The 23,760-nt window shown below is 58.4% G+C and carries 22 protein-coding genes; 11 read left to right on the top strand and 11 right to left on the bottom strand.

Going from position 1 to position 23,760, the window contains the following annotated elements:
* The first annotated feature begins 262 nt into the window (after window positions 1–262).
* Window positions 263–1,219 carry a thioredoxin-disulfide reductase gene (trxB, locus tag AC3WWR_RS16260; RefSeq protein WP_033042914.1) on the top strand — a complete coding sequence of 319 codons (957 nt, stop codon included), beginning with the start codon at window positions 263–265 and terminating at the stop codon, window positions 1,217–1,219.
* 162 nt (window positions 1,220–1,381) lie between these two features.
* Here trxB and AC3WWR_RS16255 read toward each other — a convergent pair whose 3' ends face one another.
* From AC3WWR_RS16255 to folM, 6 genes are all read right to left on the bottom strand, one after another.
* Window positions 1,382–2,632, bottom strand: a complete 1,251-nt coding sequence (locus tag AC3WWR_RS16255) for a 2-aminoadipate transaminase (RefSeq protein ID WP_033042618.1) — start codon at window positions 2,630–2,632, stop codon at window positions 1,382–1,384.
* Between the two features lie 217 nt (window positions 2,633–2,849).
* A complete protein-coding gene (locus AC3WWR_RS16250) occupies window positions 2,850–3,188 on the bottom strand; it encodes a HopJ type III effector protein (RefSeq protein WP_432669010.1) in 339 nt (112 codons plus the stop codon).
* Entirely contained in the window at window positions 3,181–3,477 is a 297-nt protein-coding gene (locus AC3WWR_RS16245) for a DUF1244 domain-containing protein (RefSeq protein WP_492598876.1), read from the bottom strand. Before AC3WWR_RS16245 ends, AC3WWR_RS16250 begins: the two co-directional genes overlap by 8 nt.
* Window positions 3,478–3,558: 81 nt before the next feature.
* On the bottom strand, window positions 3,559–3,930 hold the full coding sequence (gene folX / locus AC3WWR_RS16240) for a dihydroneopterin triphosphate 2'-epimerase (protein WP_020796672.1): 372 nt from the start codon (window positions 3,928–3,930) through the stop codon (window positions 3,559–3,561).
* Between the two features lie 2 nt (window positions 3,931–3,932).
* Window positions 3,933–4,508 (bottom strand): GTP cyclohydrolase I FolE, encoded by a 576-nt coding sequence (gene folE / locus AC3WWR_RS16235; protein WP_020796673.1) that lies wholly within the window; start codon window positions 4,506–4,508, stop codon window positions 3,933–3,935.
* An 18-nt stretch (window positions 4,509–4,526) separates the two neighbouring features.
* Window positions 4,527–5,237, bottom strand: a complete 711-nt coding sequence (gene folM / locus AC3WWR_RS16230; RefSeq protein ID WP_492598875.1) for a dihydromonapterin reductase — start codon at window positions 5,235–5,237, stop codon at window positions 4,527–4,529.
* A gap of 240 nt (window positions 5,238–5,477) precedes the next feature.
* Between folM and AC3WWR_RS16225 the strand changes: the two genes are divergently transcribed.
* Window positions 5,478–6,437, top strand: coding sequence for a MerR family transcriptional regulator (locus AC3WWR_RS16225; RefSeq protein ID WP_020796675.1), 960 nt, complete (start codon window positions 5,478–5,480; stop codon window positions 6,435–6,437).
* Window positions 6,438–6,440: 3 nt separating this feature from the next.
* On the opposite strand, the gene AC3WWR_RS16220 is transcribed toward AC3WWR_RS16225, so the two are convergent.
* Both AC3WWR_RS16220 and AC3WWR_RS16215 read right to left on the bottom strand, forming a co-directional pair.
* Entirely contained in the window at window positions 6,441–7,046 is a 606-nt protein-coding gene (locus AC3WWR_RS16220) for a hypothetical protein (protein WP_020796676.1), read from the bottom strand.
* A gap of 67 nt (window positions 7,047–7,113) precedes the next feature.
* Window positions 7,114–7,578: a PAS domain-containing protein gene (locus tag AC3WWR_RS16215; protein ID WP_020796677.1), complete on the bottom strand. Its 465-nt coding sequence runs from the start codon at window positions 7,576–7,578 to the stop codon at window positions 7,114–7,116.
* Window positions 7,579–7,680: 102 nt separating this feature from the next.
* Here AC3WWR_RS16215 and AC3WWR_RS16210 point away from each other — a divergent pair, with 102 nt between their 5' ends.
* The 4 genes from AC3WWR_RS16210 (at window position 7,681) to AC3WWR_RS16195 (ending at window position 11,275) form a co-directional block, all read left to right on the top strand.
* Complete coding sequence (locus AC3WWR_RS16210) at window positions 7,681–8,136, top strand: flavodoxin (protein ID WP_033044534.1); 456 nt, start codon at window positions 7,681–7,683, stop codon at window positions 8,134–8,136.
* Window positions 8,137–8,303: 167 nt separating this feature from the next.
* Window positions 8,304–9,089 (top strand): class II aldolase/adducin family protein, encoded by a 786-nt coding sequence (locus tag AC3WWR_RS16205; RefSeq protein WP_020796679.1) that lies wholly within the window; start codon window positions 8,304–8,306, stop codon window positions 9,087–9,089.
* Window positions 9,089–9,991 carry an alpha/beta fold hydrolase gene (locus tag AC3WWR_RS16200; RefSeq protein WP_020796680.1) on the top strand — a complete coding sequence of 301 codons (903 nt, stop codon included), beginning with the start codon at window positions 9,089–9,091 and terminating at the stop codon, window positions 9,989–9,991. The genes AC3WWR_RS16205 and AC3WWR_RS16200 overlap by 1 nt, the downstream gene beginning before the upstream one ends.
* A 372-nt stretch (window positions 9,992–10,363) precedes the next feature.
* Window positions 10,364–11,275, top strand: coding sequence for an SDR family oxidoreductase (locus AC3WWR_RS16195; protein ID WP_020796681.1), 912 nt, complete (start codon window positions 10,364–10,366; stop codon window positions 11,273–11,275).
* A 50-nt stretch (window positions 11,276–11,325) separates the two neighbouring features.
* Here the strand turns inward: AC3WWR_RS16195 and AC3WWR_RS16190 are convergent, their stop codons facing one another.
* Both AC3WWR_RS16190 and AC3WWR_RS16185 read right to left on the bottom strand, forming a co-directional pair.
* Entirely contained in the window at window positions 11,326–11,583 is a 258-nt protein-coding gene (locus tag AC3WWR_RS16190; protein ID WP_168757247.1) for a hypothetical protein, read from the bottom strand.
* On the bottom strand, window positions 11,580–13,223 hold the full coding sequence (locus AC3WWR_RS16185; protein ID WP_492598874.1) for an S-type pyocin domain-containing protein: 1,644 nt from the start codon (window positions 13,221–13,223) through the stop codon (window positions 11,580–11,582). The genes AC3WWR_RS16190 and AC3WWR_RS16185 overlap by 4 nt, the downstream gene beginning before the upstream one ends.
* Before the next feature lie 543 nt (window positions 13,224–13,766).
* On the opposite strand from AC3WWR_RS16185, the gene AC3WWR_RS16180 reads away from it, so the two are divergent.
* The 5 genes from AC3WWR_RS16180 to AC3WWR_RS16160 all read left to right on the top strand — a co-directional run bounded on the left by AC3WWR_RS16180 (window position 13,767) and on the right by AC3WWR_RS16160 (window position 22,837).
* Window positions 13,767–13,955 carry a hypothetical protein gene (locus AC3WWR_RS16180; protein ID WP_083348235.1) on the top strand — a complete coding sequence of 63 codons (189 nt, stop codon included), beginning with the start codon at window positions 13,767–13,769 and terminating at the stop codon, window positions 13,953–13,955.
* 369 nt (window positions 13,956–14,324) lie between these two features.
* On the top strand, window positions 14,325–16,118 hold the full coding sequence (locus AC3WWR_RS16175; RefSeq protein ID WP_020796685.1) for a DUF1302 domain-containing protein: 1,794 nt from the start codon (window positions 14,325–14,327) through the stop codon (window positions 16,116–16,118).
* Between the two features lie 24 nt (window positions 16,119–16,142).
* Complete coding sequence (locus AC3WWR_RS16170; protein ID WP_033039341.1) at window positions 16,143–17,513, top strand: DUF1329 domain-containing protein; 1,371 nt, start codon at window positions 16,143–16,145, stop codon at window positions 17,511–17,513.
* Between the two features lie 140 nt (window positions 17,514–17,653).
* Window positions 17,654–20,209, top strand: a complete 2,556-nt coding sequence (locus tag AC3WWR_RS16165) for a LuxR C-terminal-related transcriptional regulator (RefSeq protein WP_042955298.1) — start codon at window positions 17,654–17,656, stop codon at window positions 20,207–20,209.
* 186 nt (window positions 20,210–20,395) lie between these two features.
* Window positions 20,396–22,837, top strand: coding sequence for a dermonecrotic toxin domain-containing protein (locus AC3WWR_RS16160; protein WP_020796688.1), 2,442 nt, complete (start codon window positions 20,396–20,398; stop codon window positions 22,835–22,837).
* A 5-nt stretch (window positions 22,838–22,842) separates the two neighbouring features.
* Here AC3WWR_RS16160 and AC3WWR_RS16155 read toward each other — a convergent pair whose 3' ends face one another.
* The gene (locus AC3WWR_RS16155; RefSeq protein ID WP_020796689.1) at window positions 22,843–23,637 is read right to left on the bottom strand and encodes an IclR family transcriptional regulator; all 795 of its coding nucleotides are present in this window, start codon (window positions 23,635–23,637) and stop codon (window positions 22,843–22,845) included.
* Between the last annotated feature and the right edge of the window lie 123 nt (window positions 23,638–23,760).

The raw sequence follows: 23,760 nt of genomic DNA, 5'->3' as shown, positions 1-23,760 counted from the left end.
GGCGAAAGCGCGACAGCGACATCGACATTAACTGTAACAAAGGCGTCCTGGGAAACACTCTGTGGGGATAGAGACCACCTATGAGCTGGATTGTTAAACCGTATTTCCTTAATCTTCGCCCCCTCGATACGCTGCACCCAATCTTTTTACAGGACTGTCGAGTTCAAGCCTTCCCCAAGTGCTTTCAATGGTCCTTTTTTATTCCCGCCGGTCAGCCGGCGTTCCGCGCCAGGTATTCCGGGCCGGTCAACAGGAGCAGGTCATGTCTGAAGTTCGTCATTCGCGAGTGATTATTCTCGGTTCCGGCCCTGCCGGTTACAGCGCCGCCGTCTATGCCGCCCGTGCCAACCTCAAGCCACTTTTGATCACCGGCATGCAGGCCGGCGGTCAACTGACCACCACCACTGAAGTCGACAACTGGCCGGGTGATGTCCACGGCCTGACCGGCCCGGCGTTGATGGAGCGGATGCGTGAGCACGCCGAGCGCTTTGAAACCGAGATCGTTTTCGATCACATCAATGCCGTGGACTTCGCCGCCAAGCCGTACACCCTGACCGGCGACAGCGCGACCTACACCTGCGACGCCCTGATCATTGCCACCGGCGCCAGCGCTCGTTACCTGGGCCTGCCATCGGAAGAAGCGTTCATGGGCAAAGGCGTTTCGGCCTGCGCGACCTGCGACGGTTTCTTCTACCGCAACAAGCCCGTGGCTGTGGTCGGTGGCGGTAACACCGCTGTCGAAGAAGCCCTGTACCTGGCCAACATCGCCAGCACCGTGACCCTGATCCATCGTCGCGAAACCTTCCGCGCCGAGAAGATCCTGATCGACAAGCTCAACGCTCGCGTGGCCGAAGGCAAGATCATCCTGAAGCTGAACGCGACCCTGGACGAAGTCCTGGGCGACAACATGGGCGTGACCGGTGCCCGCCTGAAGAACAACGACGGAAGCTTCGACGAAGTGAAAGTCGATGGCGTGTTCATCGCCATCGGCCACACCCCGAACACTTCGTTGTTCGAAGGGCAGTTGACGCTGAAAGACGGCTACCTGGTCGTACACGGCGGCCGTGACGGCAACGCCACTGCGACCAACCTCGAAGGCATCTTCGCCGCCGGTGACGTGGCTGACCACGTCTACCGCCAGGCGATCACCTCCGCTGGCGCCGGTTGCATGGCGGCACTGGATGCCGAGCGTTACCTGGACAACCTGCAGAACGCTTGATTCTGTAGAAAAGAAAAAACCGGCTTCTGCCGGTTTTTTTGTGGGCAACACAAATGCCCCCCTGTAGGAGCTGCCGAAGGCTGCGATCTTTTGATCTTGATCTTATACAAAGCAAGATCAAAAGATCGCAGCCTTCGGCAGCTCCTACAGGGGACCGTATGTTCAGGTTAACTTCTGCAGGCACGCCTCAAGGATGTCGAGGCCTTCTTCAAGCACAGCCGCTTCAATCGTCAACGGCGCCAACAGCCGAATGATGTGCCGCGATTTTCCGCTGGGCATCAGCAACAACCCGGCGTCCCGGGCCAGGGCCAGCAGTTGCGTCAACTGCGCCGAAGCGGGTGTGCCGTCGGTCTTGATCAGCTCAATGCCGCGCATCGTGCCCACGCCGGTCAGGCGACCCAGGTACGGCGACAGCTTGTTCGCGTGCCAGGTTTCAACGCGACTGACTATCGCTTCCTCCTGTTGTGAGCCCCAGGCTCGCAGATTGGCGTCCGTCATTTCATCCAGGGTCGCGAGCGCAGCGGCACAGGCGATCGGGTTGCCGGAATAAGTACCGCCAAGCCCACCCTTGGGCAAGTTATCCAGCAGCGACTTACGCCCGACCACCGCACCCAGCGGCATGCCGCCGGCAATGCTTTTGCCCAACAGGATCAGGTCCGGTTCGATGCCCAGGCGCGAGAACGCAAACCGCTGGCCAGTGCGGCCAAAACCAGACTGGATTTCATCGGCAATCAGTACGATGCCTTTTTCGTCGCAAAACGTGCGCAGCGCCTGGGCGAACTCGACATCCATGGCCAGGAAACCCGCTTCGCCCTGCACGGGTTCGACGATAAAGCAGGCCACGTCCTCGACGTCGATCTCGACGCTGAACAGGCGCTCCATGGCCTTGAGCGCCTCGACACAGGTCACGCCGTTGTCCCGGCTGGGGAACGGCAAGTGATACACCGGCCCCGGCAACACGCCGACTTTCTGTTTGTAGGGGGCAACCTTGCCGTTGAGGTTGAGAGTGGCCAGCGTGCGGCCATGAAAGGCGCCATCGAAGGCAATCACGGCTGTGCGACCAGTCGCGCCACGGACGATCTTCAGTGCATTCTCCGCTGCTTCGGCGCCGCTGTTGGTGAGCATGCCGCTGACCGGGTAATCCACCGGAATGAACGCCGCCAGGCGATCCATGAGCTCAAGGTAGGGGGTATGGGGCGCGGCGTTGAAGGCGTAGTGGGTCAGCCGCGTGGCCTGTTCGCGAATGGCTTCGACGATACGGGGATGGCAGTGACCTAGATTCAGTACGCCGATGCCGCCGACAAAGTCGATGTAACGTTTGCCGTCGGTGTCCCAGACCTCGGCATTTTTGCCGTGGCTGAGCGTGACAGGGTGGACGATATTGATCGACTGGCTGATGGTTTCGCTGCGCATGGCTGACCGGCTCGGAAGAAGGAAGATTGTTTTTATCTAAGCCGGGAGCAGCGGTGCCCGGCAAACGAAATAAAGTCGCCGGGTTAATCTTTAAAGTCGGGATGTGCAAAAGATCAAAAGATCGCAGCCTTCGGCAGCTCCTACGGGCGCACCGCCATGTTGCGAATGAACTAGATCCTGTAGGAGCTGCCGCAGGCTGCGATCTTTTGCGTCTGAATCAGCGGCGGGTCAGCGGCCGTCGGGTGAATTTCACACCGGCCAGGCCATGCTCGATCAACGCACGGATATTGCCGTGATCGCTGCCCTCGGGCGTCGCCAGCACCGAGCGGTAATGCTCGCCGAACGCCAGCAGCGCTTCTTCATCGCTCAGGCCTTCCAGCAGGGCCAGGCCCAGCGTCTTGCACGAACCTTCGTTCTGCCCGGCGGCGTTTTCCACGCCGCCATTGGTGAAGGCCTGGGGCTGGTAATCGTAGCCGGCGGCAATGAATGCCAGCGTATCGGCGAAAGCGTGTTCGCCACTCTTGAGGCTGGCGCGCAGGGTGTTCAAATCACTCATTGGGTTTTCCTTTGGCGAACGCCGATTGTTGTTCGGCGCTGGCTTCTTGCTGATATTGGGCTTTCCACTCGGCGTACGGCATGCCGTAGACCACTTCGCGGGCTTGATCGAGGCTGACCTCGATCTGGCGTTCATCGGCCGCTGCCTTGTACCACTTGGACAGGCAGTTGCGACAGAAGCCCGAGAGGTTCATCAGGTCGATGTTCTGCACATCCTTGCGGCTGTCCAGGTGGGCCACCAGCCGGCGGAAGGCGGCGGCTTCGAGCTCAAGGCGTTCTTGATCGGTCATAGGTCTCTCTGAGACAGCTTCAAGCTGCAAGATGGATGGCGGTGAGTCGAAGTTTACAGCTTGCTGCTTGAAGCTTGAAGCTTAGCGGCTTGCCGCGAGCGTTATCGACACCGACTCGGCGAAGCGCAAGGCGTGGGGCTTGTCGACTTCGACCTCGGCGTACAGCACCGACGCGTTGGCCATGACCAGGTCCAGCAGCTCCTGGGTCAGGCGTTCGAGCAGGGCAAAGCGATTGCCTTCCACGTGGGCGATGATCGCCTTGGTGATGGTGCGGTAGTTCAGCGCGTGATCGATATCGTTGTCGCGCACCGCTTCCTGGGCTGCATAGAGGATGGTCAGGTTGATCAACACATCCTGCTTGTTGAGGATCTCGTCTTCGTTGATGCCAATGTAGGTGCGCAGGCACAGGTCCTTGACCCGGATGCGCGCCATGCCTGGTTGAAGTTGTGGCATTGCTACTTGCTCCGTCCAATCAATTGCAGGAACTCCTGGCGGGTATTGCTCGACTCGCGGAAGGCGCCGAGCATCACCGAGGTGTTCATGGTCGAATTCTGTTTCTCGACGCCGCGCATCATCATGCACATGTGCTGTGCTTCGATGACCACGGCAACGCCTGCCGCGCCGGTTACCTGTTGCACGGCGTCGGCGATTTGCCGGGTGAGGTTTTCCTGGATCTGCAGGCGACGGGCGAACATGTCCACCAGCCGGGCAATCTTCGACAGACCCAGCACCTTGCCCGTGGGAATATAAGCCACATGCGCCTTGCCGATGAAGGGCAGCAGGTGATGTTCGCAGAGGGAATAGAGTTCGATGTTGTCGACGATCACCATTTCATCGTTGTCGGAGGCGAACAGGGCGCCGTTGATGATTTCCTCGACACTTTGCTCGTAACCGTGACACAGGTACTGCATGGCCTTGGCGGCGCGCAGCGGGGTGTCACGCAGGCCTTCGCGCTCGGGGTTTTCACCGAGACCGATGAGGATCTCGCGATAGCTCTGTGACAGGCAGTTCTGATGTAGGGAAAGCGTCATGGAAGATCCTCGGGACACTTATTTGATGTGCCTTCCGCCGTTGACGGTCAGGGTCGTGCCGGTGACATAGGGGTTATCGAGCAGATAACGCAAGCTCTGGTAGATCACTTCGCTGCCAGGTTCGATGCCCAGCGCGGATTTGGCCAGTGCCTTGGCGCGATAGTCGGCATCGTCGTCGGCATTGAACAGTAGCAGGGCGGGTGCGATCGTGTTGACCTTGATGCCGGGCGCGTATCGGGCGGCGAAGGACAGGGTCAGGCTGTCGAGCCCGGCTTTGCTGGCGCAGTAGCCGATGTGCTTGCTGCTGCCCTTGCGGGTCACATCATCGCTGATGTGCACAATGTCGGCGGGGCTTGAGCGTTCGAGCAGGTCGGCGCAATGCAAGTTGATCAGGTAGGGCGCCAGCATGTGCACGTTGAACATGCGGGTGAATGCGGCGGCATCGGTGTCCGTCGTCTCGGCCAGCCATTCGGAAGCGTTATGGATGATTGCCCGCAAGCTGTCGGTGTGGGTTTTCAGTTGACTGATGAAGGTGACGATCCCGGCTTCACTGGAGAAATCCGCGAACAGCCCGATCGCGCCCAAATCGCGCAGGGTTTGTACACCGGGACGTTCGCTGCGGTAACTGAAAATCACGCGATGGCCATCCTCGAGCAATCGCTGCGCGCAATGCAGGCCGACACGCTGGCCGGCACCGGTGATCAGAATGGGGGCTGCAGAAGAGGTCATGAACGGCTCGCATCGCGGTAAGAGCAAAACTATACCAGCGACGAGCCGTGAACCTGCAGGTTTCGGGTCTTCGGTTGCGCAGGCGCAGCGCCGTGGTGGCGGCTGTATTTTGGGGCAAGCAAGTACTATTCCTGATTTCCCTGCCAGGCCGGTGACCTTGGTAACAATCTATTTCTTGAATGATTGAGGTACAGGGGAGGTAGAATGGGCCCAGATAATTACATGGATGTAGGCCTATAAATGCCTGTCTTGACCGACGTTGCCCCGGGTGTGTCGCCAGCGCTCTCCCTGGAACGGGAAGAGCTTTTCCCGATTCGCGAAGTGGCGCGCCTGACCGGTGTGAACCCGGTCACGCTTCGCGCATGGGAGCGTCGTTATGGCCTGATCGTGCCCACTCGCACCGAAAGCGGGCATCGCCTGTATTCGATGCAGGACATTGAGCGGGTCCGAAGCATCCTCAACTGGATCGAACGCGGTGTGGCGGTCAGCAAGATCGGCAAGATCCTGGCCAAGGCAGAGCCGCTACAGGTATTGGCTCACATCATCCCCAGCGATCTGGTGCAGGCGGATTACGCACAGTGGCAGCAACAGCTTGCAGCCGCGGTCAGTGCGTTTGACGATATCCGGCTGGAGCAGGTCTACGGGCAGATTTTTTCCAGCTACTCCCAACCGGTGGTTTTCCAGGACATTATTCTTCCACTGTGGAGGCAATTGCTGCAGCGCCAGGATACGTTCGGCCGGGCCAGCGAGTGGCTGTTCCTCGATGGTTTTCTGCGCTCGCGGGTGGTACAGCGCCTGCTGTTGATCCGTGACCGTCACCCCCGGCGAGTCATCGTCAGCGCCTTGGCGGGCCAGTGTCGCGAGCTTGAGTTGCTGATCGCCGCCCTGTTCCTCGGCAACGATCAAATGGGGGTGCGGGTGCTGACCACCGGCCAACCGTTCGACGAACTGACGCTGGTCTGCGAGCGGATCAAGCCAAGGGCGCTGGTGCTGGTTTCCAATCACGTCCCCACCCCCGACTTGCCCCGGCGCCTGAATCGCCTGGCGATGAGCCTGGATTGCCCCTTGCTCCTGGCTGGGGATGCCAGTGACCTGGCGCAGGAAAGCCTCGCCGGGTCATCGATCGGTTGCCTGGGCAACGAAGGTACGGTGATGCGCCAGCGCCTGAGCCAGTTTCTGGCCGGCAGCCTGGATACCTGAAGGTCAGAGGTGCAGGGTTGGATGCGCCAGGCGATGCTGTTGCAGAATGAATTGACGCAGGCGCTCGGTTTCGTCCAGGTCGTTCTGGCTCAACTGGTAGGCGTAGAAACCCTGTTTGGTTTCTTTTTCGAGTGTCCCGCGCAAGGCGATGCGCTCATAGCCTGAGGGGCTGAACCACAGGGCGAAGTGCTTGGGTGCCTTGGTCTTGTTGCGAATCTCCAGCAAAACCCCTTTGAACGATACTTCGTGCACCCACAGGGTGCCGGGTTGACCCTTGGCGTTTTCCAGCGCAACCGGCTCGTCGAGCACCAGTCGCCACGGCCGGACCGATGGCCCGCCTTCATAAATACTCGGCACGCCCAGGCGCAGGTGCATGGCATGAAACTCGTCTTCCACCAAGTGCAGGGGGAAGGTCATTTGCTGGTTTTCGAAGTTGGCTTGAAGGGTAACCTGTTCATGCGCGGCCAGGCGCGTGAGCAGGTCACGGATCTGCGATCCACCATTAACGAGCAGACTCGACGTCGCATCCCGCACGTTCAGTTGCGGGTTGTGTTGCATGGTCTGGATAAAATCCAGCTCATCCTGGGTCAGGAGCGCGTCGCGTTGCATGGTTAGGCTCGAAAAATTTAGTTACAGAGGCTCTGGTGATTGTAGTTAATGACAATTAATTCACTGTTTAGTTTTTGCCGTTCGTCGCTTTGAGCGCAGCAAGCTCCGCCTGGACCTCTGCCAGTTGCGCTTCAAGCTGCGTCACTCGCTGCTGCGCCTTGACCTGCAGGGTCACGTCCTTCTGCACTCCGATAAAATAAACCTGCCCGTCATTCGGATTTTTCACCGTCGAAAGCGACAGCTCGTTCCAGAATGGGGTGCCATCCTTGCGATAATTGCGCAGGATTTCCCGGCAGGAGCCTTCACTGTTCAATGCGTCACGAATTTTCGCCAGGGCATCCTGATCACGGTCGCCTGATTGCAGAAAGCGGCAATCCTGGTAGAGGATTTCCTCGCTGGTGTAACCGGTCAGGCGTTCGAAGGCCGGGTTGACGTAAATCAGGATCTTGTCTTGATCGCCTTCTTTCTCAGCAATCACGATACCGTCGTTGGAGGCATTGATCGCCAACTGCAGCAGTTTCGCGTTGATCATCGGTGACACCCTTCCTTGTTGGTTGTCTGTGGGATTCTAAAAGAACAATGCAGACCGTGCTGTTAATATCCCGGTCTTTTATTCAGCGTCAGGATCAGATTGATGAAAGTCGCCATCATTTCCGGCTCGGTATACGGCACGGCTGAAGAAGTTGCCCGCCACGCCGCCAGTATTTTGAAAAACGCCGGTTTCGAAACCTTCCACAACCCGCGGGCAAGCCTCGCGGATATTCAGGCCTTCGCTCCCGAAGCCTTGCTCGCGGTAACGTCGACCACCGGCATGGGCGAGCTACCGGACAACCTGCAACCCCTGTACTCGACGATTCGAGACCAGTTGCCCGCCGCCTGGCGAGGCTTGCCAGGGGCCGTCATCGGCCTGGGCGACGCAAGCTATGGCGATACCTTTTGCGGCGGTGGCGAGCTAATGCGGGAGTTGTTCGGTGAGCTGGGCATTCGCGAAATCCTGCCGATGCTGCGCCTGGACGCCAGTGAAAGCGTGACCCCTGAAGCGGATGCCGAGCCCTGGCTGGCGGAACTGGTCGACGCGCTGCGGGGCTGATCGGTAACGCGGGTGCACCGGCAGCCAGGCCATGGATCCAAACTCTTCGGGCCGCTGACTCGCTCGGCCATCAAGCTGGCTGCCAATGCAACTACGCGAAGCTCGGAGGGTGACTAGACTCGGTAGTCATTGGAAACACTCCATAATAAGAACCGAGGTTCCTTGCCGTGAGCGTAGCCCCCGTCCAGTCGTCCTCCTCCTGTGTCAAAGACCAGGTCAGCGCTGCCGAGTGGCAGGCCCGCGTCGACCTCGCTGCCTGCTACCGTCTGGTCGCCCAGCATGGCTGGGATGATCTGATTTTCACGCACATCTCCGCCAAGGTGCCGGGCACCGAAGATTTCCTGATCAACCCATACGGTCTGATGTTTCACGAAATTACTGCGTCGAGCCTGGTCAAGGTCGATCAGTCCGGCAACAAGTTGATGGACAGCCCCTACGAGATCAATCCGGCGGGGTACACCATCCATAGCGCGGTGCATGAGGTTCGTCACGATGTCGTGTGCGTGCTGCATACCCATACCGCTTCGGGCGTGGCGGTGTCGGCGCAGCGACAAGGCATTTTGCCGATCAGCCAACAGTCGCTGTTTGTTCTTTCCAGCCTGGCGTATCACGCCTACGAAGGTGTTGCGCTCAACCATGAGGAAAAAGCGCGGCTGCAAGCCGACCTCGGAGAAAATAACTTCCTGATGTTGCACAACCACGGTCTGCTGACCTGTGGCCCCAGCATCGCCGACACCTTCCTGATGATGTTTATCTTTCAACGTGCCTGCGACATCCAGGTCATGGCGCAGAACGGAGGGGCTGAACTGATTGCCATCGAACCGCAGATTCTGGCGGGTGCCAAGGCGATGATCGCCGGTGTCACCAAAAGTGCTCAAGGAATGGGCGGAGCGCTGGCTTGGCCGGCGTTGCTGCGCAAGCTCGATAAACTGGACCCGGGGTACAAACTCTAATGCAACTCGCCGAGATTCCCCTGAGTGTCTGGCGCAAGCGCGGCCAGACTTTCATGTTCCATGGCCAAGCTATCCGTTACTGGACGGCGGGGCAGGGTGAGCCGTTGTTGCTCATCCATGGCTTTCCCAGCGCCAGTTGGGACTGGCATTACCTTTGGCAACCACTGGCCCAGCGCTATCGGGTAATTGCCTGTGACATGCTCGGATTCGGCGACTCGGCCAAACCGGTGGATCACGAGTACAGTTTGCTGGAACAGGCCGATTTGCAGCAGGCGCTGCTGGCTCATCTCAACGTCGAGCAACCGCTGCACCTGCTTGCCCATGACTACGGCGACAGCGTGGCCCAGGAACTGTTGGCCCGGCATTACGAAGCGCGCATCGACCTCGCCAGTTGCGTATTCCTCAATGGCGGGTTGTTCCCCGAAACCCATCGCCCGGTGCTGGTGCAAAAACTCCTGCTCAGCCCGTTGGGATGGATGATCGGCCGTGCTTTTAGCCGTGATGGCCTGGTAAAGAGTTTCCGTCAGATCTTCGGCCCGCAAACTCGTCCCAGCGAGAGCCAGATGGACGATTTCTGGAGCCTCGTCGAAAGCAATCACGGGCCACGGGTCATGCATAAATTGATTGCCTACATCCCCGAGCGGCGAACCCAGCGCGAGCGTTGGGTCGGCGCGATGCAGCGCGGCGAGGTGCCGCTGCGGGTGATCGATGGCGAGGTCGACCCGATCTCCGGTGCCCACATGATCGCGCGCTACCGTGAGCTGATACCCAACCCGGACACGGTCCTGCTCAGCGACATCGGTCATTACCCGCAGATCGAGGCGCCCTGCCAGGTGCTCAAGCACTACCTGGCATTCCGCGACCGGACGACCTCACCGCCGCTCAAGGTGGCTTGTTCGTAGCAACCGGCTTGCCGGCGAAGGCGCCCTTGAGCACGGCGCCGCCTTTCCGGGCGCTCTCACCCCCGTAGGAGCGAGCATGCTCGCGAAAAACCTGAGAGCACCTGGGGGTGTCAGGCTCCCCGCGTCATTGTTGGCTACCATCGCGAGCATGCTCGCTCCTACAGGTTCCCACCCGCCGCGAAGCCATAGGTGGCCGTTACCGCAGCAATGGATATCTACGCGGTCGACAAACAACAGGTCGGCCGCCAGGCCGCCTCGTGTTCATCATCCCCCTACCTTATCGCACACCATTCAGCCTCCCCCCTGTTCATTGTGACCCGTAGCGCCGTGCCTGAAACTCCAAGGCAATGTCCTGGCCTGCTGGAGTTCCCCATGAATGAGTCTGTGCGTTTCGAAGATAAAGTCGTGATCATCACCGGTGCGGGTGGCGGCCTGGGACGGGCGCACGCACTGCTGTTCGCCAAGCAGGGCGCCAAGGTACTGGTCAACGACCTCGGCGGTTCGACCCAGGGCGAAGGCGCCAACGCCTCGGCGGCAGACCGCGTGGTCAACGAAATCCGCGACGCGGGCGGCACCGCCGAGGCCAACCACGACTCGGTCACCGACGGCGACAAAATCGTCCAACACGCCCTCGACGCCTTTGGCCGCGTCGATGTAGTGGTCAACAATGCCGGCATCCTGCGGGACAAGACCTTCCACAAAATGGAAGACGCCGACTGGGACCTGGTTTACCGCGTCCATGTCGAAGGCGCCTACAAAGTCACCCGCGCCGCCTGGCCGCACCTGCGCCAGCAAAACTACGGGCGAGTGATCTTCACAGCGTCCACCTCGGGCATCTACGGCAACTTCGGCCAGTCCAACTACGGCATGGCCAAACTCGGCCTCTACGGCCTGACCCGTACCCTGGCCATCGAAGGTCGCAAGAACAACATCCTGGTCAACGCTATCGCCCCCACCGGGGGCACCCGCATGACCGAAGGCCTGATCCCGCCGCAAGTGTTCGAACAACTCAAACCGGAACTCGTCAGCCCGCTGGTGGTGTACCTGGCCAGCGAAAACTGCCAGGAAACCTCCGGGCTGTTCGAAGTGGGCGGCGGCTGGATGGGCAAGGTGCGCTGGGAACGCAGCCTCGGCGCCGGTTTCGATCCGCGGGTGGGGTTCTCCCCGGAAGACGTGGCGGCGCATTGGCAGCAGATTTGTGATTTCGAAGGGGCGGCGCATCCGAAGGACAACATTGAGGCGCTGAAGGAGATGATGGGGAATTTGCAGAAGTATTCGTTGTAAGGGCCGTGAAGCCCCAAACCCTCTGGGTGAGGCTTGGGGCATTTTTGCTATCAGCCGTATTTGTTTTCTGTCACGAATTTAGGAGCTTTCCAGTTAGGGCCTTTTTTCGCCAATCCCATTTCTCCTTTTTCTAATACACCCTTTTCGAACAGTCGCGTGTAGGTCAGTTGAAGTTCCCCGTGTCTGATTGTTTCGGGCTTGTAGCGACTGATCATCATGTCTAAGTAAGGTGGAGCCTTGATCAAGGCGAAAACGGTAACGATATCGTCCAGGGACTCACCTTTAACTAACTGCTCAATATTGCTCATTTCAAGATTTCCTTCAAAAAACGTTGATAGTCACACTCATCCTGTTCCGCAGCAGCTGCTAGTGCTTCTGGCGTGTAGAGTAGAGAAGGATCATCTTTCAGCTTGAAGTCTTCCAAAGTTGCAGTGTGAACATTGTTCCATGCCGGGGAATCGGGATCCGGCATTTCGGTGTCTCCATATCCCAAAGCCTTAAATCTTTCAAATTCCCTGATCTCGTGAGTATAGAAGCGTTTATCGGTATCGGTCATCTCTAGCTCCCCACGGAGAATTCGATCCAGACGGTCAATCATCACTTTATTGGCATCGGATTGAATAAATTTTGATGTATGCCGTTTCACGATATTGGATCCTTCTTGTGAAACGATTGCATCGTTCCATTTCATATCTAAAATTGGTCCACCTGATTGCTCAGGGTTGAAATCGCGGCCACTGTGCTCACCTTCGGCTATTGCACCCTCATATGGGCTGTGGAAAATCACATACTGAGGCGGAATCCCCGATTCGACCGGGAATACGTAGATAAAGCCTCCAAAACTGTAGAGATCCAGCTGCGGGTTTGGATCGATCCTTCCCTCGAGGGCGGTTGCGGTAGCTCCGGTGTAGGGCGCGACGTCCGGTTGTGCCGCAGGAAGAGCTGTTGATGCATCGCCCGGGCTGACAATTGGCGTCCATGTCATGCCGGGCGACTGGGCGGTTGCGCTCTCGCTCCTGTAAACATTCAGAGCCGGATCGTAGGTCGCGAAACGCACCGGTACTTTGCGCGACACCGAGGTGCCATTCGTGGCAGCGACGGAAAACTCTGTGGTGTTATCCACAGACCGGGAGCCGATCGCGACCGGCAGTTCGATGTCTCCATTGGCCTGGGCGATGGCATTCAGTGCGCCGGCGTCGTAGGTCGTTAAATCCGAGAGCGGCAGGCTCAAGGCGTACGGTTCTTTGTTGTCCCGCAGTGCGTAATAAACAAGCGCTGCGACGCCAACAACTATCATGACGCCTGACGCTGTCCCGACGGCTGCTGCCAACGCCGAGATTGCAGTGGCTGCGGCCGAACGCAGAGCAGTCCTGATCGCGAGGTTGGTGACCGCATCGACTGCCAGGGTTCCTGCTGCAACGGTGAACACCGGACCGCTTGCCGCCGCCGCGCCCGATACTCGAAATGGACGACTGCCCTTTGCGGCGTCAAGAGCCGCCATTGCATCCCGGAGCGCTTGCTCCTCCGCTTTCCGTTGATTTTCGAGCCGCAACTGCTCGGCTTGCCGTTGAACCTCGGCCTCGGCTTCCAGACGAGCCTGTTCAGCTGCGATGAAGCGTGCGGCAGCTTCAGCGGCAAGCCGCGCTTGCTCGGCAGCCACTCGTTCGGCTTCTGCCAATGCTGCTAATCGGACCTGCTCTTGAGCATGGGCGAGTGCTTCAGCTTCTGCCCTGATGCGTGACTGTTCGGCAGCGACGCGTTGTGCTTGCTGCTCCGCGGCAACCCGGCGTTCTTCAGCTTGCGCACCGGCAAGTAGATTCTGTACGTGTACCTGCTGACTATTCAAAAGTTGAATGTGCTCTGTCAGCAGCTTTGCGGAGTAGCCAGCTTTAAAAGACGCAACCCATTTTGAATAGGCAGGACCATAGGGCGTTACTGCCCCATCCAAAGCTTGAGCTCTGGCAAGGTAATCACCAATGGTTGAGTTGAGTGGGCTGAGCCCGTAAAAGGAGTCGGCGAGTGACGTCTGCGTGTGCAGTTGAGTCGTCTTCTGCTGAGTTAAAATGTCCTACATGAGTTGTTTCTAAATAAACTGTGCGATCTTCTCCTCGGATATCAATTGGCGGCAGGGGCAACGGTGGTCCTTGTTTCTCTGACATTGGTTATTCTTCCTTGTGCGTGATTAATCGATGCTGCCGAATAATGCTACGCCAGGAATGTTTGGGACGGGTCTGAGGTGGTTGTGAGCTATTACATATAAAATTGAAAGGGGTTTCGCGGTATTAGATGCGCAAGCAGGAAACTCCCGCGCATTAAAAGAAATTTCTTATGCAGTTATAGGAAGTATTTTGTAGGACGTGTTTTCAACTATAAGGTTGGACGGTACCGCAAAAACCGCCACCCATAAAAAGGTTCTTTACTCAAGCTTGGGAAACATAAAAAACAAGAACGCCGATCCGTTGAGATCGTTTATATCCCGGTAGGAGCGAGCATGCTCGCGATGGTCGTCAACGATGACGCTGGAAGTCTGACACCCAGCGGCGTCTTTGAATTCATCGCGAGCATGCTCGCTCCTACAGGGGAAAAAAGCCCGAAAATAAAAAAGGCCGCTGCAAACGCAGCGGCCAAAGAAGACGTTGGATCCAGGAGCTACAAATCAACGTCGATGTACACGGGGTGATGACTCGATACGTTCAAATCATCTGAAGTCTGTCGCGAACGGCGGGAGGGGAACACCTTCCGTTGCTTCGCGCTTTGCGGCTGTTGTCCCCAAAGCGCAGGGCAAGGATAAGTCTTTGCCGGCAAGGGAAAAATAGCGATCAGGGAGATGCACCGTTACCGCTGGCGCAACAGTCCTGCCTGGCAGCAGCCTAGACCATATTTCCAATTGATGCCGCCACATCCAGTGCATCTATGCCCCCGCCTGATCCCCCGTGCCATGCAACCAGTCATCCTTTCGAGCGACACCACGAATACCTCCTTGGTGCGCTTATCGCTCCCGGCGTGCGGCATTAGGGTGTGGCCTTCTGTCACTCACCGGGGAAGACGCATGACAAAAACAACAATGCGCGCCATCTTCACTCCGCAGGCGCTGGCCGCTGCGGTGGCCTTGGGGTGCTGTGCCCAGGCGCAGGCTCTGTCATTCAACATTGGCGAAATCGAGGGCACGTTCGACTCTTCGCTGTCGGTCGGTGCGAGCTGGGGCATGCGCGATGCCGATGATGCCCTGGTCGGTATCGTCAACGGTGGCAGCGGGCAGGCGTCGACCGGTGACGACGGGCGACAGAATTTCAAGAAGGGTGAAACCTTCTCGAAGATCTTCAAGGGCATTCACGACCTCGAACTTAAATACGGCGACACCGGCGTGTTCGTCCGGGGTAAGTACTGGTACGACTTCGAATTGAAGGACGAAGACCGGCCGTTCAAGCCGATCAGCGATCACAATCGTAAGGAAGGTTCCAAATCGTCCGGTGGGCAAATCCTCGATGCCTTCGTCTATCACAACTACTCCATCGCCGACTTGCCAGGAACGGTGCGCGCCGGTAAGCAGGTGGTCAGTTGGGGCGAAAGCACCTTCATCGGCAACTCGATCAACAGCATCAACCCGGTCGACGTGTCCGCTTTTCGCCGTCCCGGTGCCGAGATCAAGGAGGGCCTGATTCCGGTCAACATGCTGTTCGCCTCCCAAGGCCTGACCGACAAGTTGACGGTGGAAGGCTTCTATCAACTGGAGTGGGACCAGACCGTCGTCGATAACTGCGGCACCTTCTTCGGCGTCGACGTGGTGGCCGATGGTTGCAACAAGGGCTACACCGTGGCCAGCCCGGCGATTGCGCCATTGCAGCCGATTGCCGCCGCCTTTGGCCAGGGCTTCGAGGTTACCCGCGAAGGGGTGGTCGTTCCTCGCGGCCAAGACCGCGATGCCCGGGATTCCGGGCAGTGGGGCACGGCGTTGCGCTGGCTGGGGGACGACACCGAGTACGGTCTGTACTTCATGAACTATCACAGTCGCACGCCCAACGTCGGTACCACCACGGCTGGCCTGTCCACCCTGGCGAGCATTCCGGCAATTGTCGCGACCGCCAACCGTATCGCTCCCGGTAGCGGTTCGGGCCTGGCGCAAAGCGTGATGCTCGGTCGCGGCCAGTATTACCTTGAGTACCCAGAAGACATTCGCCTGTATGGCGCGAGTTTTTCCACCACCTTGCCCACTGGTACGGCGTGGACCGGCGAGATCAGCTATCGCCCCAACGCGCCGGTGCAGGTCAACACCAACGACCTGACCCTGGCGATGCTCAACCCTATCGCCGGTGGCGCGGCGTCACCGATTGCGACCTCGCCTGGGGCCGATAACAAGGGCTACCGACGCAAGGAAGTGACCCAGGTCCAGAGCACCCTGACGCACTTCGTCGATCAGGTCGCAGGCGCGGATCGCCTGACCCTGGTCGGTGAAGCCGCGGTGGTTCACGTCGGTGGCCTGGAGTCGCGCCGCAAGTTGCGCTACGGCCGCGACTCGGTGTACGGGCAATACGGTTTTGGCGGCGATACCGATGGTTTCGTGACCTCGACCTCCTGGGGTTATCGTGCCCGCGCCATCCTCGATTACAACAACGTCATCGCCGGGATCAATTTTCGGCCCAACCTGTCGTGGTCCCACGACGTCGCCGGCTACGGCCCCAACGGGCTGTTCAACGAAGGTGCCAAGGCCGTCAGCCTCGGCGTCGATGCGGACTACCGCAACACCTATACCGCAAGCCTCAGTTACACCGACTTTTTCGGGGGTGACTACAACGTGCTCGAAGACCGCGATTTCGTGGCGTTGAGCTTTGGCGTGAACTTCTGACCTGGCTGAAAGAGGATGAATTCGATGCGCAAGATGATTCTGCAATTGGGCTCCGCCCTGGCCTTGAGTTTGCTGGCCGTCAACGTGATGGCGGCGGTATCGGTGGAGGAAGCGAACAAGCTTGGTACCAGCCTCACACCGCTGGGCGCCGAGAAGGCCGGCAATGCCGCTGGATCGATTCCAGCGTGGACCGGCGGCATTGCTAAAAATGCGGGCGCAGTGGACAGCAAGGGCTTTTTGGCCGATCCGTTCGCCAACGAAAAGCCCTTGTTCATCATCACCGCAGCCACGGTTGACCAGTACAAGGACAAGCTGTCCGATGGCCAGGTCGCGATGTTCAAGCGCTACCCGGAGACCTACCGGATCCCGGTCTATCCGAGCCATCGCACGGCAGCGCTGCCACCGGAAGTGTATGAAGCGGCCAAACGCAGCGCACTGAATGTGACACCCACCAACGACGGCAACGGCCTGGCCAACTTCACCGGCAATCGCTACTACGCCTTTCCGATTCCGAAGAACGGGGTCGAGGTGATCTGGAACCACATCACCCGTTATCACGGCGGTAACCTGCGTCGCACCATTACCCAGGCAACGCCACAGTCCAATGGCGATTTCACGGTCATCCGCTTCAAGGACGAAGTGGCGGTGCCGTCGCTGCTGGGTGACCTCAAGCCAGGCAGCGATGAAAACGTCCTCAACTATTTCAAGCAGGAAGTCACCGCGCCGGCCCGTCTGGCGGGCAACGTGCTGCTGGTTCACGAAACCCTTGACCAGGTCCAGGAACCCCGTAAGGCCTGGATCTACAACGCAGGTCAGCGCCGTGTTCGACGGGCGCCGCAAGTGGCCTACGACGGTGTGGGCACCTCTTCCGACGGTTTGCGCACCACCGACAACTTCGACATGTTTTCCGGCGCGCCGGATCGCTATGACTGGAAACTGATCGGCAAGAAAGAGATGTACATACCCTACAACAGCTACAAACTTGACTCGCCCGACCTCAAGTACACGGATGTGATCAAGGCCGGGCACATCAATCAGGACCTCACCCGTTATGAGTTGCATCGGGTCTGGGAGGTCGTCGCCACGGTCAAGCCCAATGAGCGGCACGTGTACGCCAAGCGTCACATGTACATCGACGAAGACACCTGGCAGGTTGCCCTGGCTGACCACTACGACGGTCGTGGCCAGCTCTGGCGAGTGGCAGAAGGGCACGCGCAGTTCTACTACGATCATCAGGTCCCGGCCTACACGGTCGAAGCGCTGTACGACCTGATCGCCGGTCGCTACATAGCCTTGGGGATGAAGAATGAGGAGAAACGCAGTTTCGAATTCAACATTGCTGCAAAAGCTGGGGACTACACGCCAGCGGCGCTACGGAGCACAGGTGTGAGGTAGATTTCCTACAGCTGTTACACAAAAAGGTGACCTTTTGGTCACCTTTTTTATAGGGCTTGATCAGTGTGTTGAATACTTCTTCAACAAGCGCTCAACAGAGGACTAGGGTGGCGCCACAAAAATAAAAAAGGCGCACCACTATGACTGCCATGACGACGTGTCTGGACCGTCCTGGACTCCTGCCCCGATTGTCTCCCCATCACTTGTATCGCGCGCGCCTGGTTGAACCGTTGCTGGCCTCGACGGCGCGGGTGAAATTGCTCTGTGCACCGCCCGGCAGTGGCAAGAGTGCACTGCTCGCAGAATGCATGTTGAGCGCGCCGGCAACCTGTGAGGTGCGCTGGCTGCCCTTGGCGGGTGAGGCGATCAGTGTGGGTGGCTTTTGCCAGCGCCTGGCGCGAACGCTGGGACTGAAAACCTCGGATGAGTCCGAATTGTTGGAATATCTGGCTCGATTACCGACAGCCACCTGGTTGTTTATCGATGACTATTGCCGTGTCCCTGACCCGGAACTGGACCTGTTGCTCGACCGGTTGTTGGCCAGCAGCAGCCCGATGGTCACCTGGTGGCTGAGTGGGCGGCGGCGTCCGCAGTGCAACTGGCCACGGTTACTGCTCGATGATGAATTGTACGATGGCGATCGCGCTGCGCTGGCGTTCAATCAAGGGGAAATCGAAAAGCTGTTGCATCACCTGGAACCGGCCCAGGCCGCGAAAGGTGCCGAGAGGATTTTGCGTCACAGCGGTGGCTGGTGCGCCGGGGTGCGGATCGCGCTGCTGCAAAAATGCGACTGGACGCGTCACGACACCCTCTGCGGTCGACCGGACACCCTGCACGACTACCTCGAGCATGAGCTCTTCGCCAACCTGACACCGGAACTTGCCGAGGCTTGGCGGGTGCTGGCACTGTTGCCGCGATTCAACGCCCGGCTCAGCGATCACCTGTTCGGAGCGGGCGAGGGCGCGCAATACTTGAGTGTGTTGCAGGCGCTGGGCTGTTTCATCGAACCCTGGCAAGACTCGACAGACTGGTTGCAGGTTTTCGCCCCCCTGGCCCTGTTGATGCGCGATGAGCCATGGCCAGCCGCGCGCTTCTGGCATCGTCGTGCCTGTCAGTGGTTCGTCGCTGAACAGGACTGGAAGGCCGCGTTCGAACAGGCTTTGCTGGCGCAAGAATTCGAGGTTGCGGTCAGCCTGTTGCAGCATTTCAGTTTCGAGCAGTTGTTCGAAGAACAGACCGTGGTACTGCTGCTGCGTTTGCACGAGCAACGCGGTGATGAACTGCTGTTCGGCTCGCCGCAACTGGTCGGCCTGATCACCGCGGCCCTGTTGTTTGCCGGGCGTTTCGAGCAGGCGGCCGAATGCATCGAACAGTTGTCACGCTTCACGCCCCAGCCGTCGGCAACCCTGCAAAGGCAATTGATCGCCCGTTGGCAGGCTCAACAGGGTTGGCTCCTGCATTTGCTGGGGCGCATGGAAGCGTCACGGGCACACTTTCTCGAGGCGCTGGGCGAGCTCGACCTGGAGTGCTGGCCTGCTCGGCTGATGTGCCTGTCCGGCTTGACGCAACAGGCCTTGCTGCGGGGCGAACTCGACGTCGCACAGGCGCTCAACCGCGAGGCGTTGTGCCTGGCCCGGGCGCAAGGTTCACTGGTATTCGAAGGGTTGCTGGAACTCGATCACGCTCAATTGCTCGAGCAGCGGGGCGCGTCCTGCAGGGCTGATGACCTGCTCGCCAACATGCACGGCCTGCTTTGCCAGCAGCATGCGAACGCCGAACCCTTGTTGGGACGGATCGCCCTGCGTCGTGGCCGATTGAACTTGAGTCTGGGCCGGGCGCAACAAGCTGCCACTTACTTCGAGAGCGGCCTGCAGATCTGTCTGCGCAGCCAGGACAAACGAGCGCTTTATGGTTTTCTGGGGTTGGCGCAACTGGCGGCCAATCGCCTGGATTACGCTCAGGCTTTCGACCTGCTGCGTGACGCCGAGCGGATGATGCAGCAACGGCGGATTCCCGAAACGGTGTATCGCAGTGCCTTGCTGCACACCAGTATCCAATTCTGGTTGCAACAAGGGCGATCGGAACTGGCTCATGAGGCCCTGATACGGGTGCTGCGTCACTATCGCGGGCCTTGTGCACGCCAGGCTCCACCGGCAACGCTGGAGCTGGTTGACAGCCTGGAGTATCTGCTGGTCCTGGCCGAGGTTTACCTGGGGCGGGCACAAGCGCCTCTGGAGCGGCTTGAAGCCCAACTGCAACGGGTCAGTCAGCGGGGAATGGTGGCACTGCAAGCGCAATTGCACCTTGCCGTGGCTGAAGTCGCCTGGCTCAAGGGCGATCCGGACGCTGCCCGGCAATCGCTGGCGCAAGGATTGGCATTGGTTGAACGGTGCAACCTGCAACAGGCCTTGTGCGATTTGCAGTTGCGCCAGCCGCTACTGCCGCAAGCCATTGGGTTGACCGGGTTAGGCGATGATCACCAGGCGCCGGGTGCACCGCAAAACCGTTTGAGCCAACGGGAAATACAGGTGCTGCGGTTAGTGGCGCAGGGCAACTCCAATCAACAGATTGCTGATCTGTTGTTCATTTCCTTGCACACGGTCAAGACCCATGCGCGACGTATCAATGGGAAGTTGGGTGTGGAGCGCAGGACGCAAGCCGTGGCCAAGGCGAAAGTATTGGGTATTGTTACTTGATGTACGAATTCTAAGGCGTTTTGTTTGTTCATGAATGCACACAAGTTTCGGGGTGTGCTTCCATGGCTGTAGTGTTTATATGTCTGGAATCGCCCCGATAGTTTCAGTTTCTCAGTTTAATTTTTATACAAGTTAATAGGGGCGCAATAACGACCAACATAATAATTTATGCAAAAAGGACAGTGCATGGAAATTAATGGATTAACCAATGAGTCCGCGTACAAGCTTCAAGAAGAAGTTTTACGCCCCTCCAGGAAAACACCACAGCTGCCGGATTGGCTGCAACGTGCAAGTGAGGAGGATCGCCAGTACTACTTTGATGCTGAGCAGTCCCTGACTGAAAGCGAACAGGCGCTGGATGCACTGCTTGGAGAAGTTAAGTCGCTGAAGGCGTTCGCCAGGTTTCAAGCGCGGGAAGTTGTTCGACTACTCAGCGGTGAAGTGGTGGACCCGGACCATATTTTCGTCCGCACTCACTATACTTTCTTCGTCGGCGAGCAAAAGGTTGTGCAGAGCAATCGCTTGACGCTTCCCGAATTCATGCTCAACGATTTGTACGGCTCCACCACCATTGCGCTGGAGATCAAACTGGAAGGGGACGCGCTGCCGTCCGGCGTGACCGCAGACGATATTCTGGAGGTGATGGTCGGCGCGAGCATGCGCAAATTCCATGCGGAAAAATTCGAAAAGAAGTACACGGACGAAGCGGTGCTTCAAGCGCAACAAATTCTGTTGAGTAGTCGTATAGGTCTGAGTTCATTCAGCGCGAAGCTGCAGGGCCATATCAGTGACGAGAGCCTGCAGATCGTCGCTATCTCCTCGCAAGGTGATGAGCGTTGTTCCATGGGAGCGCTCTCGTTCGGTGATGCGAAAGGCGCTTTCGAGGGGATGATTGTCTGCTGCGGGCCGCAGGGCGAAGAAGGGCTTTGTGTGCTGTATGCACCGCAGGCTCCGGGTGGCAGGAGCTGGTATGAGTTCGCGAGCTTCAGGCAGTTGAATTTCCATTTGTTCGATTGGACCGCAAAACCCGAAGGGCGCAGTTATCTGAGCCGCCAGGCATTGGCCAGTGAACGCGCCAGCCTGGACGCGTACATGAGACGTCTCCAGGACCTGCCGAGCCAGTGGTGCGGTATTCAGCGCAGCCCTTGGCCAAACAGCGCAGAGGGTGCATTGCGCCAGGCGGTTATGCTGCATGTCGATTGGTTGCGCGGGGAAATGCAAGCGGTCGTTCCTGCCGGGTATCGCTCGGCCACCGCCGCCCAGCGACAATGTTTTGCGCGGTTGAACATTGAGCTCAAGGGTTTAACCAAACTTGCAGGCCGCGAGGCAGCGTTGATCAGTTACGAGGACTTCGCCTGCAAGCTGATCAAGAAGCGTGCAGAGGAAGTCCTGGCGCAACACGGCGAAACCGTCGACATAGATCCTGACCTGATTGTGGTGAGGCTTGATGATTCCAAAGAGATGACCTTGTCCCGGATGATCATCGATGAACATCACATTACCGAAGAAAGTGGTCCGACTCATAACCGCGGAATTTACCCGTCCATTCGTCTATCACCCGGCCATCCACCCGTTTCCGATCTGCTGATCAAATATGTGCCAGGCTGGTCAAGAACGTTGCGCCCAGGTGAGCAGTATCTCGCCATGTTAAAGGCCGATTACCTGGACCAGGATGCCCCGGACTATGCCTTGAAACGTGACGTCTACGTCGATCTGCGGCGCCATGAAATGCATCGTTCAGCGTTGGAAGCGCTGTTCTGTGGTCATATTGAACGCAAGCAATATGAGCAGATTGAACAGCTCATTGAGCAGTCGCGCGAAGTGGAACCTGATCCAATCTCGCATGTTGAAGATCCCGAGTCTCCTCAACGCGAGGGTCTCTACAGGTTTTATCTTCAGAACTGCCGGGTTGACGGCATTTATGTGTTCCGCCTCATGCGCAATGGCGCTGCGGATGATTTGCTGTATACCCCACATGCGCCGGATTGCCGATCGTTCAGACCCTTGGCCGAGTTTGCCAGATCGGTGAAAACGGCAGAACTTGGCAGTTATTACAGCAAGCGAGTCAAGTTCACGCAGCAGAAAGTTGTCAGTGCATACCTTGAGAAAGTGAAGCTGCGTAGTATCGAGGACATCCCTCATTTGCAGTCCGATAGCCGAGTCCGAGATTTCTCCCGTTGCTACACCGATGCAATGGCTCAGATCGTTGACGACGTGGATGCCAAGACCACCAGTCTTGGGGAGATTGTCAGCAAGCTGATCTACGATAATGCAATCGTGGCAGTCACCGTTTTTAGCCTCCCTTTCGCACCTATCGGACTCGCCTTGAGTGCTGTGGTGATGACCAACGCGGTGTTTGAGGGGGCGAAGGCGTACATGGAAGGGGACCACGAGAAGATGTTCTCGAGTTACCTCGATTGCCTGTTGGAGCTGGCTACGATGCGCATCGGAAAGCTAGGTTTTTCAATGGCGCAGAAGGCCATTGCCAAGCAGGTCGGCAATGTTAATACCTGCATGGGCGTAATCTCTGCGTGCACCGGCAAAACGGTGGACCTGGCCGTCGTCAGCGAACTGATAAAGCAGTCGCTCGCCGAGCCTGACTCCAGCGAGCAAACGATTTTGATGTAATCCGGCTAGCCGGTGATCGTGGGCGGTTCATAGCCCATCCGCCAACTTACGGCCCGTGTCGCCGCCAGCAAGCGCTGCGCCGCCGGGCCGTTTTCGTCGGCATGAAACAACGAGGTCGGGCCGACAATGGTAATGACTGCCACCACATGCCCGGCGGCGTTGAACACCGGTGCCGACAATGCATCGACACCAGGCATCAGTAAACCGTGCACGTGATGCAAGCCGCGGCCGCGGATCTGCCCACATAGCGTTTCATAGACTTGATCATCGCTGAGGGCGTGAGCGCCGGCCGACAGCAGTTCCTGCTCACGCAACTCCACGGTTTCACGCTTGGGCAGGTACGCGCCAAACACCAGGCCCGTGGAGGAGCTGAGCAAGGGCAACACCGACCCCAACTGTGTCACCACCGTCACCGCCCGCACCGCCGGTTCGATGTGCACCACGGTCGCTCCCTGATTGCCCCACACCGCCACGAAACAGGTTTCGTTCAAGTCGTCGCGCAACTCGGCCAACGGTAGGGCGGCGACTTTCAGCACGTCCATACTGTTGAGTGCCGCCAATCCGACGCGCAAGGCTTCACGGCCCAGGCCGTAATGATTGGTCGCCGCATTCTGTTCGGCAAAGCCACTGGCGATCAACGCCTGTAGGTAGCGGTGAACCTTGCTCGCTGGCATTTGCACGTGCTCGGCCAGGCGCGAGAGTGAAGTCGAGGGCGACAACTCGGCCAAGGCCTTGAGGATGTCAGTACCCACCTCGGCCGAGCGGACTTTCTGTTTACCGTTGCTGTCAGGCTTTTCCATGGAGGCGTTGTGATCCCGGGACGAATGGGCGTCTTTATAGCTTGACGGTCAATCCCAATCAAATTACGTTAAGCGTAATTGAATTACGATAAAAATAACCCCGACGTGCCACGAACTCTGCAA

This window comes from Pseudomonas sp. EB271-G4-1, assembly GCF_058791355.1.
Note: the sequence above shows the minus strand (reverse complement) of the source record. Positions and strands in the feature narration are given on the sequence as shown.